Raw genomic sequence first — 10,609 nt, 5'->3', positions numbered from 1 at the left:
GTACCCGGCGGCGGCGGCGACGAGCGGGACGACGGCGGGCATTTACTCGACGGCCCACGCGCGCGGGCAGGCGCCCACGGGGATCGTGGTGACGGAATCCGGGGTGAGGAAGAAGCCGTGGCGGCCGTAGCAGACGCCGAGCGAGCCGTCCGGGTGGAGCAGAATGTCGCCCCTTTTGGCCATTGCCGGGTTGATCTCGGGAAGATGCTTGGCGGCGATGGCGGCCACGCCCGAAAACTTGCGCCGTTTCATCAGGCGGGCGGCCCCTGCTGCGGTCTTGTACTTGCCCCGCCAGTCGGACAGGAGGTCGGCGCCGGTGGCCTCAAACACCCAATCCGCGCACCACAGGGCGCAGTCGTGTTCGCCCCACTGGAACGGGACGTGATAAGCCTGCTGGATGCGGGTCGCCAGCATGGATTCCCAGCCCTCGGCCCTCACCCGGCGACGCCCCAGTTGATCTGGCGGTCGGTGGTCTGCTCGACGTACTCCAAGCCTCTGTCGCCCGGATGGCGGGCTTGCTGGTCGGCGTTGTTGTAGCGGGAGACGTTGGGCCGGTCCCACGCGGAGAAGCGGCTCTCGACGTTCAACGTGATGTTAAGTTCGCTTCCCTGCGATACCGTGGGCGTGTCCATGCGGCCGCGGTACAGAATGATCGGGTCGGCCACGAGGACGCGGGTGGTCAGGTCGAGGTAGCCGACGTACAGCGTGGCGCGGCGACCCTGATAATGTTCGTTCAGCACGACGCTAATCATGTCGGACGGGATGCCGCCCAGCGTGAGCGTCAGCGGTGTGCGGGCGAGTTCCGTGTCCTCGTCCACTTGGGATATGCCGCCCAAGCGGCCGGTGCCGGTGAAGTCGTTGCCGCCGAAGGCGAGCGTGCCGAGTTCGCTGTGGAAGCGGACGGGGCCACTGTCGAAGAGGAGTTCCACGAACAGGACGGGGTGGATGGCCGCGTCTTGCGAGGCGGCCTCCGTGGCGGTGTCGATGCTGCGGGTCATTTAGAAAACCTCCACCCCTGAAAAACTCATCCCCTCATAAATCCCCAGCCGCGTCCCGGTCTGCCAGACGGTCTGGTTGTCGTCGGTCAAAATCATCGTGCAGGTCGTGTCGCGCACGGTCACCACGGCGTTGTCGGCGGGGCTGTTCCGCATGGCGGCTTTGAAGTTGAGCGTCGTCTCCCCGCTGCCGTTGGTGTCGGCGCGGGTCGTAATCATGTGCATCTGGCCGTTGCAGGCGAAGTAATCCCCCGGCATGAGCCAGCCCGTGACGTTGGCGGTGCAGCCGTCGATCAGCAGCGTGCTGCCGGTCTGGCTTGCTCCCTTGACCAGCGGCGTGCCGGTGGCGACTCCCCTCGGATTGCGGGCGTCGGGGTCGAATCCGTAGAAGGTGTTCACCCCGCCTTCGAGTTGCATGAGGAACGCCTGCCAGTAGGCCGCGTCGCTGCGGTTCATGCGGGGGAGCGTGTACGTTGCCATCCACCGGCCGCCGCCCAAAAGGACGCGCTGGACATTCTTCGTGAGCGGGCTTTCCCACTTCTGCGTATTTGTCTCCAGCCCGAAGCGGCAGGCGGTGAAGCCCGGCGAGGCGGGCATGTAAATGGTCATGACTTGCGGCCCACAATGCTGGCGGCCTTCCCGCCCCGTTCAATCTCCGCGAACACGCTGGCGCGGGTCCGCTGCTCGATGTACGGGATGAGGCTGGCGAGTTGCGCGTGGGTCACGCCGTCGCCGATGTTCCAGGTGTTGCTGACGTTCACACTTCCCCCACCCAGTTTGCCGTTCGGGACGACAGTTCCCGCCGTGTCGGGCACGAACAGTTCCGGGCCGTTCTCGCCGACGATGCTTGGAACCCCGAGAGGAGGCCTGCCGCCGGACGCATAGCCTTGCATCGGCGGGCCGTAGCTCTCGTTCAGCCCGGCGTAGGCGCCGATGTTGTCAACGACCTGCCCGATGCCGCCTTTGCCGATGCCGCCGATCAGGCTGTTCAGCAGCCCGCCCGCCGCGTCGGCGATGGGCGTGGTGAGTTTCTTGGTCAGTATTTGGGACGCGATGGTCTCGAAGAATTTCTTGGCCGCGTCGCCCGCGTTGTCAAAATGCAAGGCGATGTCGGTCAGCCCGTCCACCAAGTTCTCGCGCATGCGTTTGGCGTCAGTCTCCGCGTCCCGCATTTTCTCGCTCAGGTCGTACTGCGCTTCGGACAGCCCTTTGATCTTGGCGATCTGCTCCTCGGTGAGGATGTTGCCGTCCTTCATGGCGAGGTTCTGGGCCTCCATGACGGCTTCCATGCCCTTGCGGTCCCGCTCATTCAGCCCGATCAGGTCGTTTTCCATCTCCATCTTGCGGATGTACTCGTCAAGGGAGTCGTTGACCTTGTCGTAGTCCTCGGCCTCCTGCTTCTTGGCGTCGCTGGAGCTTTTTAGCAGCCCGGCGTTAGTCCCGGCGGCTTGGTTGGCTTTGACCAGATTGCCCTTGGCGTCCAGCGTGTAGCCGCTGACGACGGTCGCCGCGTCCACGGTGTTCGGGCGGCTCCGGGAGACGTTGCTCGGGAGGTTGCCGTTGATGGCCAGTCCGATCTGGCGGCCGAAGTCCACCGCGTTGCCCGGCAGGTTAAGGATTCCGGCGAGGCCGTCGAGGTAGAGTTGGAGGGCGGGCAAGGCGTCCGTCATTGACAGCTTCAACTTTTCGACCGTCTCGGTCCACTTGTCGCCGAACTCGTCGATCCGCTTCAGTTGTTCGTCCGTGAGGGCGTTGCCCGCCTTTTTCTGCTCCTCGGTGAACGCCTTCATGTCGCCGCCCGCCTGCCGGATCAGCGGGGCCAGGACGGCGAACGAGCGGCCGAAAATATTGATGCCGAGCGACGTGAACTGGCTCTGGTTGTCGATGCCGTTCAGGGCCTGCGCGATGGCGTTGAACTGCTCTTCCGGCGACAATTGCTCCAGCTTGGTGATCGACAGGTGCAGGTCGTCAAAGGTTTTAATCATCTGCGGGTTGTTCTTCGCCTCGCCGAGGGCGTTGTTCATGCGCACCATCGCCCCCGCGAATTCATCGAGGTTGGAGCCGGACTGCCGCAGCGGGATGTTGAGCGCCGACAGCGTGCTGCCGACGAAGCCGATTCGCTGGCCGAGGTCGTTGATGTGGTCGGCCTGCTCGATGGCCGAGCGGCCGAAGGCGACGAGGGCGGCGAGGCTGAACGCCGGGGCGAGGTCGATCAACTGGTCGTGCAGGCTGCGGAACGACTTGGTCATTTTGCTCGTCTGGTCCTGCGTCACGCCTTGGACGCGCTTCAGTTCACTCTCCAATTGGGCGGCGTCGGCGCGGATGCGGACCACCAGTTCACCGAGATCAGCCATCTTCGTCGATCATCCTTCTCAGTTCGTTGACATCATCTTCGGTAAGACGGCTGGCGCTGGTCGTGCGGCTGCGGCCGGCGCACGCCCGCATCACGTCCCAAGTGGTCGCCTTCCAGAACTCCGACGGCTGCCAGTTGAGGCAGCCTAAGCACGTTTCTTGGTAGCTTTTCCAGGGGAAGCCCCGCCGAGCTTCCCGAGTAACTCCCCCATCTCCCCGGCCCTTTTCTCCCGGTCGAGCGGGGGGGCGAGGCAGATGCCGAGGAAGGCGTACAGGTGCATGCGCAGGGTGGTGTTGGCCGCCCCGGCAATCCCGATCTCGGTCCAGAGCAGGTCGGCCATGCGGGCCGGGGTTGTCTTCTCCCCGCACGCGGTGAGGATGGCGGCGAGGAGGCGGGCCAGTTCGTGCGAGGGCATGCCGTTGACCACCTCGACGGTGATTTCCGAGGCCCCCTTCTTGAGGGCGTACTCGACGGCTTCAATCATCTCCATCGTGCCGATTAGTTCGTGCGTCTTGTCGCCGAGCGGGAGCGTGTAGCGGGGGCGGGCGAGGTCAAACGTCATGCGTAGGTCGCCAGCTTGATCGCCGCCACGGTCAGGCCGGTCACCACGTCGATGGTGTAGCTGACCCGGCCGGTGGACGGGTCGTTGAACCGCTCGGTCGGGAACGGGCCGACGGCCATGAGGCCGCCGTTCGTGCCGCTGCCGGGGAGGCTGACGACGGTGTCCGGGGTGACGATGGTGCCGAAGCCGGGCTTCTCCGCGTCGTTGGCGGCGATGGTGAGGGTGCGGGCCGAGGCGTTCGCGTTGGTAAACAGCAGAAAGGTCTTGCCGTCGTTGGCGAAACTGTCGGCCGTGGACGCCGCCGCCGAGGTGTAGCTGAGGCCGCCGAAGACGGCGGTCTGAACGGATAAAACTGCCATGTGATTGCTCCTTTACGCGCTGGTGTAGGTGGGCTGGCCGGACGACTGGAGCGTCATGCTGTACGTCTCCTCGCCGTTGAACGAGCCGGAGCGCTGGTAGTTGGAGATGGCCCACGTGCCGTCGATGTAGTCGCCGTCCGGGAACAGCAGGCCGAAGGCGCTGATATTGTTGGCCAGGGCGTAGCCGCGAACGGTGTGTTCGACGACGGCGTTGGTGAACACGCCCTCGACGGAGATGTCCATCGACTGCGTCCCGGCCCCTTCGAGCAGGGTGCGCCAGCCGCCGGAGTCCTTGTTGGTGACATCGACCTGCTCGTTGTTGACGGTCAGGCCGGTGACCCGCATGCCGGCGAGCGTGGTGCCGCCGGTCGCCGTTCCTTGCTTGAGCAGGAAGTTCCTGCCTTTCTGTGCTGACATGGTTGTCCTCCTTGGGGGTTAAATGTCTTGGACGACGGCCCGGTAGCGGGCGACGCCGTGGTAATAACTGTCCGAGTCGCCCTCGACGGCCGTTTCCTGGAACGAGGTCTGGAACTCGCGGCGAATCTGCACGAGGGCAAAGCCGGCGACGGTGATGGTGTCCTCCTGCTGGTGCAGGGCGTCGTAAATGAAGCCGAGCAGCGCCTTGACGGACTTGCGGCCCGACGCCGCGAAATCCCAGCAATGCACTGTGAGGGTGAACTCCCAGCCCGCCTTGTCCTTCGTGTCCCAATCCAACGCGGTGTCGTCGCCGATCACCACATAAGGGGCGTCGGTTCCCTGCGGGACGTGGTCGTAGACCTTCGGGCCGCCGAGCGCGGTCGTCAGGGGCGAATAGCCGACGAGGCGGTCGTAGACGCCTTTTTGCAGGGCGTTGTCCGGGCTGCTCATTTGCCGCTCAAAGCCTTGCGCATGGCTGCTTGAAGACGGGCCAAGATCCACGCCTTGTTCTTTTCCAAGGCCGGGGCCATGAACGGGCGGGCCGCCATCAGGCGGGTTCCGAATTCCAACAAATACGCGTAATTGACGGTGCCGCGTCCGGCGGTGACAAAGGCTTCCAAGCCTCCGGCGGCGCGGTTCAGGTAGGTGTTGATCGAGTTGACCAGCCGCCCGGTGTCTGTTGAGGGTGGTTCGCCGGGAGCGGAGGCTTGGTGCAATATGTTGCCCCGCTTGTAAAACCGGCCGCCACGCTTGCCCTCGCCGTCTTGAATGGACTCTTTGGCCGTTTTCTCCACCCGTTTTCCGCTGACGTAAAGCGCCTTCTCGATCTCGTTCTTGCCCCTCGCCTTTATCAAGTCGCTGCTCTGCGCGAGCTTGTCCAGCCCTTCGATCTTGACGCTAAAATCCATCACTGGTCCCGGCACTGAATCGTGAAACTCTGCTGCTCGATGCGGCCCCCGGCGGTGGTAATCTGGCAGGTGACGAGGTAGTTGGTCCCGTGCGTGCCGCCGGACAGCCAGATGGTGGCCGAGGTGGTGGTGTTGCTCGTGGCGTAATTGGTCAGGCCGGCCGGCACGGTCCAGACGACGGCCGAAATGGTGTCGCTGACGAGCCACGCGGCCCAATCGACCTGATAGTCCTTCCGCGCGGAGGGGTCTTTGTTGAACGATGCGCTCATGCCGCCACTCGGGTCACTCGGGTTTCACTCGCTACGGTTAGGGTTCGGTCGTCGGCCGCCACGGCGGCGGTGCGGTTGTCGTTGGCCGGCGTCAGCACGCGGTTTTCGGGGCCGACGATGACGGTTCGGGTCTCGGCCGGGACGGTGACGACGTTCAGGCCGGAGGGCGTGAGCGTCGCGACCGATACGGCGCCGCTGGCATTCAGGCTCGTCTGGCCGGTGGTGGCTGAAAGCGTCCCGGTCAGGATTTCCGTGCCGCCCGCCGCGAGGCTGGTTGCCCCGGTCGTCGCGGACAGGCTGCCGGTGAAGGATTCGGCGCCACTGGCCGAAAGCGTGGTGTTCGATGTCGTTCCCGCGAGCGTGCCGGTGAGGATTTCCGATCCGCTGATGCCTGCCGAGGCGTTGGCCGTTGTCGCGGTCAGCGTACCCGTGAACCGTTCGGCCCCGGATGCGGATAAGGCTGTATTCGCGGTTGTCGCAGCAAGCGCGCCGGTGAACCTCTCGGCTCCCACCGCCGACAATGTGACGGCTCCCGTTATGGCGCCGATCGTCCCGGTGAGTGTTTCCACTCCCGAGGCGGCTAGCGTGGTTGCCGACGTAGTTGCCGATAGTGTTCCGCTGACGGTCCCGCCTGCGGTGGCGGTGCCGGACGCGGCCAGCGTGGTGTTGCCGGTCGTTGCCGCCAGCGTGCTGGTGATAGTCGTCCAGCCCGACGCGGTGAGGGAGGTTGCCCCCGTGGTCGCTGCGAGTGTGCCGGTGAACGTCTCTGTCCCGCTGGCGGCCAGTGTCGTGGCACTCGTCGTCGCGGCAAGAGTTCCCGTTGCGGACGCCCAGCCGGTGCAGGCGAGAGTGGTATCCGATGTCGTTGAGGCAATCGTTCCGGTGAACCGCTCCGCTCCAGATGCCGCAAGGCCGGCATTCCCCGTGGTGGCTGCGAGCGTGCCCGTTGCCGATGCCCAGCCGGTGGAAGCTAAGGTCGTCGCTCCGGTTGATGCCGATAGTGTTCCGGTAAAGGATTCGGTTACCGATGCCGCAAGTGTGGTGGCGCCCGTGGCGCCGGACAGCGTGCCGGTGAAGGTTTCCTTCCCGACGAGAGCCGCTGAAGTGTTTCCAGTCGTCGCCGCGAGTGTGCCGGTTGCCGAGGCCCATCCGGTTGCCGCAATAATCGTGGCCGCCGTGCTGGCCGCCAAGGTTCCCGTGAAGGTTTCGGCGCCACTGGAAGCCAGTGTCGTATTCGATGTGGTGGCTGCGAGCGTGCCGGTGGCGCCGCTGGCCGTGTAGGTGAAGCTGACCTGCCCGGCCGCGCTGTCGCCGCCGTTCTTGGTGCCGCTGCCGCCGCCGCCGTAGTTCGCGGCCGCGCCGTCGGCGCCCGGCCCGCCCGGCCCCCAGACTTCAATGGCGACGGTGGTGACGCCAACCGGGACGGTCCAGTTGCCGGAGCCGGACGTGAAGGTGTCGGTAGTCACCTCCTACCTACGCTGAATTAGAAGATGCGGTAGGCCTTGAGCGTCGGGTCGGCCGTGTCGATGCCCCCGGCGGTGTAGCCCTCTGCCTCGGCTTCCTCCACCGTCCACACGCGGTATTCGGCGGTGACGACGGTTTCTTCCCCGTCCTTGCCAAGGCGGGTGATGAAGGTGTCGAAGCAGTTGTCCGAGACTTCGGTGACGAAGGCCGGATCGGCTGAAATCGCGGTTACTAACAGGGTTTTCTTGTCCATGAGGAGTCTCCTTACGCGTTGCCTTCGGTGAACACGGCGCTGGTGCAGGCGACGGTCGCCCCCGACACGATGCTCGTGGTGTTCAGATTCAAGTCGGCGCCGGACGTGCCGACGCTGCCGTCCATGACGACGGTGGTGCCGTTGGACTTGAGCATGCGAAACCACGTCGCGGTGCCGGTCGCGGCGGCGTTGGTGTCGCTGGTGATGGCGTTGAGCGTCAGCACGCCGGACGATGTGGACCCGGCGAAGGTGGCGTTGAGCGTCAGGGTGGCGAGCAGGGTCTGGGCGCCGAGGGCCGTGTTGGCGTCGGTCGTCTGCGTGCCGGTGTAGAGCTTGATGAAGCCGCTGTTGCCGGCGGTGGTGGTGATGGCGTCCCCGCGGGCGTTGCGGAGGGCCGTGGTGAATTTCAGGTTGGACGCCATGTGTTACCTCACTGTTGTTCGATGGCTTGGAGTTCGAGAAAGGCGTTCGCCTCGTCCGGGTTCAGCGCTTCCTTGATGTTGAAGACGCGGGAGCCGAAGAGGACGCGTTGTTTCGTGGTGATGCCGCTGCGGTAGCGGATGGTGATCTTGTGCGTGACGGGCGTCTGGGTCTGTTGGGCCTGGAACTTCTCCCAGCCCTTGGTCGGGTTGACGTTCGCCCACACGGTCGCGTCGGTGGCCCAACTGTCGGTGAAGCCGCCCTGGCCGTCGGAAACGCGGGTGACGGACTGGATCGCGACCCGCTTGTCCATCTTGCCCGGCGCGTATTTGCCGCACTTAGGCACCGAGGCCGTCCATCACGCGGTAGTGCCGGAGCAGCGTCGCACAGCTTTCAGGCATCTCGCAGACAATGCGCTCGTCGTACATGCGCTGGACGTGCATGAGGATGGCGGTTTTGACGGGCTGCGGCACGTCGCTCGCGGCCGGGCCGAAGCCCGCGACATACGCGATCTCCAAGGCCCCCATGCTGCGGAGGTTGACCGGCCACACGGACATGGATTTCAGGGCGAAGCGGTCGCCGGACAGGAAATACCCGCTGGCCGACATGACCGTGGCGTTTCCGTCTTCGTCGTAGGTGGTGACGGAGGTAATGGAGGACACCGGGCCTTTGGGCAGTTCGATCTGCGTCGGCAGCGAGCCGTACAGGGCCGAGACGGGCAGGTCGTACACCCCGGCGGGCAGGTTGTAGTAGCATCCGCTCGGCTGGGGGTCGAGTGTCAGCGTCAGCGTCTGCGAGATGATCGCCCGGCGAAGGTGCTGCTCGGCCGCTTCGGTGGCGGCGGTGATGAGGCTGGCGATTAACGGGTCGTCGTCCGTGCCGTCAATCTTGGCGTAAGCCCTGGCCTCGCCCAGCGTAACGGGTTCGGCGGCGGGGCGAATGGTGACGCGGACGCTGCGGCGCAATTACTTTTTGCCCTTTTTGAACTTGGAGGGCTTGGGTTCTTCGGGGGGCACGATTTTCGTCTCGCGGTCATCCGGGCTAATCGTCAGAACCTCGTTGAGCTTGCCGTCCGGAACGGGAGCGTCGAGTCCGACAACTTCGGCGACGATTGCTTCCAGAGTCGCCAATTCGGCCCAGCCTTCTTTGACGGCAATGGCCGCCAAGTCGTTGGACAAGGGGACGGTCGCGCCGGCAATGAACTTGTGGAAGTCGTGGCCGTCCTGCGAGCCGTTGAAGTCTTTCAGGATGCGGTAATGTTTCATGCGGAGTCCTTTCCTACCACAGCGCCACGACAAGCGTGGCCGTGGTGTTCGTGCTGAGCAGTTGCTTGATGCGGATCGGCAGCAGCGTCCCCACGGGGATGGCGCTGAAGAGAACCGTTTCCCCGGCGGCGGTGACGACGTTGATGTTGCCCGTGCCCCCGACGTAGAGGGCGCGGGACACCTTGGTCAGTTCGTCCGTGTCACTCTTGGTGAGGACGGCCGCATGCGCGTAGGGGGCGACGAGGCCGCTGCTGGCGCTGCCGTAGTCGTCCGTCGCGACGACCGGCATTAGGCGACCTTCTCAAGGCACACCGAGAACTTGATCGATCCGGTGGTGTGAGGGGTCGCCGGGGTTCCGCCGGAGTATTGGAAGTAAATCTGCGCCCCTGCGACCGAGGCGGTGTCGGAGGTGCCGGTCAGGAACGGGACTTTGGTGTTGCCCCAGTCCAGCGTGGCTGACGGAGCCGATTCGATGTCGGCGTTGGCCACGGTCGTCCAGACGGTCGTGCCGTCGGTCAGGCCGAGCAGGCGGTCACCGCCCGCGCCGAAGTTGGTGCCGCCGCCGATCAAGCGGATGTTGCGAATCTTGTACTGGTCGGTGGCGTTGGCCCCCGTGCCCGCCGCGATGACGTTGACCTTGCCCGTGCCCGTGGAGGCGTCGAGCAGCGTGGCGGTGCAGGTCACATCGACCCAAACAACGTCACTAACGGCGATGCCGCCCCGTTTGCGGGTTCCGGTAATGTTCTGCGTGCCGGAGATGGTCTGGGTTCCGGCAATAGTCTGGGCGCCGTCTTCCTTGTAAATCGTTGTGGTGTATGAAGCCATGTTCCCCTCCTTGGGAAAGAACGGGGAGAGCCTTTCAGCCCTCCCCGCGGTTAATTACGCCAGTTGGGTCGTGTTCGGGGCGGCGCGCAGGCTGCCGAGGATGGCGCACGCCGAGATCAGGACCGCGCCCGTGTTGTTGGCCGGCGTCACCGTCAGGCGCACGTAGCGCTTGTCGCCGATGTAGCCGATCTTGGCGATCTTGTTGTCGTCGGAGAAGATGAACGACGCCCCGGCTTCCGTGCCGAGAAGGTAGGTGTCGTCCACCGCCGCGCCGCCAGACAGGTCGGAGGCGTCGCCGTCCTCCACCAGGACGGTGAAGGTGGCGTCGGTGTCCGCGAGGGAGCCGGTCTGGATGATGAACTCCAGGGCGTTGGCGTTCTGGCGGTCTATGATCTCGCCCACCTTGGCCGTGTTGCCGGTGCCCAAGTCAATCGGGTCGAACACCGAAAGCACCTGGATGTTGTTGTGTAGGTCTTGACGCATGGGATGATTCCTTCTGAATGTGTGGGGAAATGCCCC

At 64.9% G+C, this 10,609-nt stretch carries 19 protein-coding genes; all 19 read right to left on the bottom strand.

What is annotated here, in order from left to right:
• Positions 1–42: 42 nt before the first annotated feature.
• The 19 genes from BGIM_RS53910 to BGIM_RS0134510 all read right to left on the bottom strand — a co-directional run bounded on the left by BGIM_RS53910 (position 43) and on the right by BGIM_RS0134510 (position 10,573).
• On the bottom strand, positions 43–438 hold the full coding sequence (locus BGIM_RS53910) for a DUF6950 family protein (protein ID WP_063607940.1): 396 nt from the start codon (positions 436–438) through the stop codon (positions 43–45).
• Positions 435–998: a hypothetical protein gene (locus BGIM_RS0134600; protein ID WP_020474247.1), complete on the bottom strand. Its 564-nt coding sequence runs from the start codon at positions 996–998 to the stop codon at positions 435–437. Before BGIM_RS0134600 ends, BGIM_RS53910 begins: the two co-directional genes overlap by 4 nt.
• Complete coding sequence (locus BGIM_RS58775; RefSeq protein WP_020474246.1) at positions 999–1,604, bottom strand: hypothetical protein; 606 nt, start codon at positions 1,602–1,604, stop codon at positions 999–1,001.
• On the bottom strand, positions 1,601–3,349 hold the full coding sequence (locus BGIM_RS53900; RefSeq protein WP_020474245.1) for a hypothetical protein: 1,749 nt from the start codon (positions 3,347–3,349) through the stop codon (positions 1,601–1,603). Before BGIM_RS53900 ends, BGIM_RS58775 begins: the two co-directional genes overlap by 4 nt.
• Positions 3,350–3,493: 144 nt before the next feature.
• Positions 3,494–3,910, bottom strand: a complete 417-nt coding sequence (locus tag BGIM_RS53895; protein WP_020474243.1) for a hypothetical protein — start codon at positions 3,908–3,910, stop codon at positions 3,494–3,496.
• A complete protein-coding gene (locus tag BGIM_RS0134575; protein ID WP_020474242.1) occupies positions 3,907–4,269 on the bottom strand; it encodes a hypothetical protein in 363 nt (120 codons plus the stop codon). The genes BGIM_RS53895 and BGIM_RS0134575 overlap by 4 nt, the downstream gene beginning before the upstream one ends.
• A 12-nt stretch (positions 4,270–4,281) precedes the next feature.
• Complete coding sequence (locus tag BGIM_RS0134570; protein WP_020474241.1) at positions 4,282–4,686, bottom strand: phage major tail protein, TP901-1 family; 405 nt, start codon at positions 4,684–4,686, stop codon at positions 4,282–4,284.
• An 18-nt stretch (positions 4,687–4,704) separates the two neighbouring features.
• Positions 4,705–5,136 (bottom strand): DUF3168 domain-containing protein, encoded by a 432-nt coding sequence (locus tag BGIM_RS0134565; RefSeq protein WP_020474240.1) that lies wholly within the window; start codon positions 5,134–5,136, stop codon positions 4,705–4,707.
• Positions 5,133–5,594: an HK97-gp10 family putative phage morphogenesis protein gene (locus BGIM_RS0134560; RefSeq protein ID WP_020474239.1), complete on the bottom strand. Its 462-nt coding sequence runs from the start codon at positions 5,592–5,594 to the stop codon at positions 5,133–5,135. Before BGIM_RS0134560 ends, BGIM_RS0134565 begins: the two co-directional genes overlap by 4 nt.
• Entirely contained in the window at positions 5,594–5,863 is a 270-nt protein-coding gene (locus BGIM_RS0134555) for a phage fiber-tail adaptor protein (RefSeq protein WP_020474238.1), read from the bottom strand. Before BGIM_RS0134555 ends, BGIM_RS0134560 begins: the two co-directional genes overlap by 1 nt.
• The gene (locus BGIM_RS0134550) at positions 5,860–7,329 is read right to left on the bottom strand and encodes a beta strand repeat-containing protein (protein WP_020474237.1); all 1,470 of its coding nucleotides are present in this window, start codon (positions 7,327–7,329) and stop codon (positions 5,860–5,862) included. Before BGIM_RS0134550 ends, BGIM_RS0134555 begins: the two co-directional genes overlap by 4 nt.
• Positions 7,330–7,346: 17 nt before the next feature.
• The gene (locus tag BGIM_RS0134545; RefSeq protein WP_020474236.1) at positions 7,347–7,580 is read right to left on the bottom strand and encodes a hypothetical protein; all 234 of its coding nucleotides are present in this window, start codon (positions 7,578–7,580) and stop codon (positions 7,347–7,349) included.
• Between the two features lie 11 nt (positions 7,581–7,591).
• A complete protein-coding gene (locus BGIM_RS0134540; RefSeq protein WP_020474235.1) occupies positions 7,592–8,002 on the bottom strand; it encodes a hypothetical protein in 411 nt (136 codons plus the stop codon).
• An 8-nt stretch (positions 8,003–8,010) separates the two neighbouring features.
• The gene (locus BGIM_RS0134535) at positions 8,011–8,346 is read right to left on the bottom strand and encodes a phage head closure protein (protein WP_169331897.1); all 336 of its coding nucleotides are present in this window, start codon (positions 8,344–8,346) and stop codon (positions 8,011–8,013) included.
• Positions 8,339–8,965 (bottom strand): head-tail connector protein, encoded by a 627-nt coding sequence (locus BGIM_RS0134530; RefSeq protein WP_020474233.1) that lies wholly within the window; start codon positions 8,963–8,965, stop codon positions 8,339–8,341. Before BGIM_RS0134530 ends, BGIM_RS0134535 begins: the two co-directional genes overlap by 8 nt.
• Positions 8,966–9,265: a hypothetical protein gene (locus BGIM_RS0134525; RefSeq protein WP_020474232.1), complete on the bottom strand. Its 300-nt coding sequence runs from the start codon at positions 9,263–9,265 to the stop codon at positions 8,966–8,968. It abuts the gene before it with no gap.
• A 13-nt stretch (positions 9,266–9,278) separates the two neighbouring features.
• On the bottom strand, positions 9,279–9,554 hold the full coding sequence (locus tag BGIM_RS0134520; RefSeq protein ID WP_020474231.1) for a spike base protein, RCAP_Rcc01079 family: 276 nt from the start codon (positions 9,552–9,554) through the stop codon (positions 9,279–9,281).
• On the bottom strand, positions 9,554–10,090 hold the full coding sequence (locus tag BGIM_RS0134515) for a hypothetical protein (RefSeq protein WP_020474230.1): 537 nt from the start codon (positions 10,088–10,090) through the stop codon (positions 9,554–9,556). Before BGIM_RS0134515 ends, BGIM_RS0134520 begins: the two co-directional genes overlap by 1 nt.
• Before the next feature lie 54 nt (positions 10,091–10,144).
• The gene (locus BGIM_RS0134510; protein WP_020474229.1) at positions 10,145–10,573 is read right to left on the bottom strand and encodes a hypothetical protein; all 429 of its coding nucleotides are present in this window, start codon (positions 10,571–10,573) and stop codon (positions 10,145–10,147) included.
• Between the last annotated feature and the right edge of the window lie 36 nt (positions 10,574–10,609).

Source organism: Zavarzinella formosa DSM 19928, assembly GCF_000255705.1.
GTDB classification, from domain to species: domain Bacteria; phylum Planctomycetota; class Planctomycetia; order Gemmatales; family Gemmataceae; genus Zavarzinella; species Zavarzinella formosa.
The sequence above is the reverse complement of the archived record's forward strand: the minus strand, read 5'-3'. Positions and strand labels throughout refer to the sequence as shown.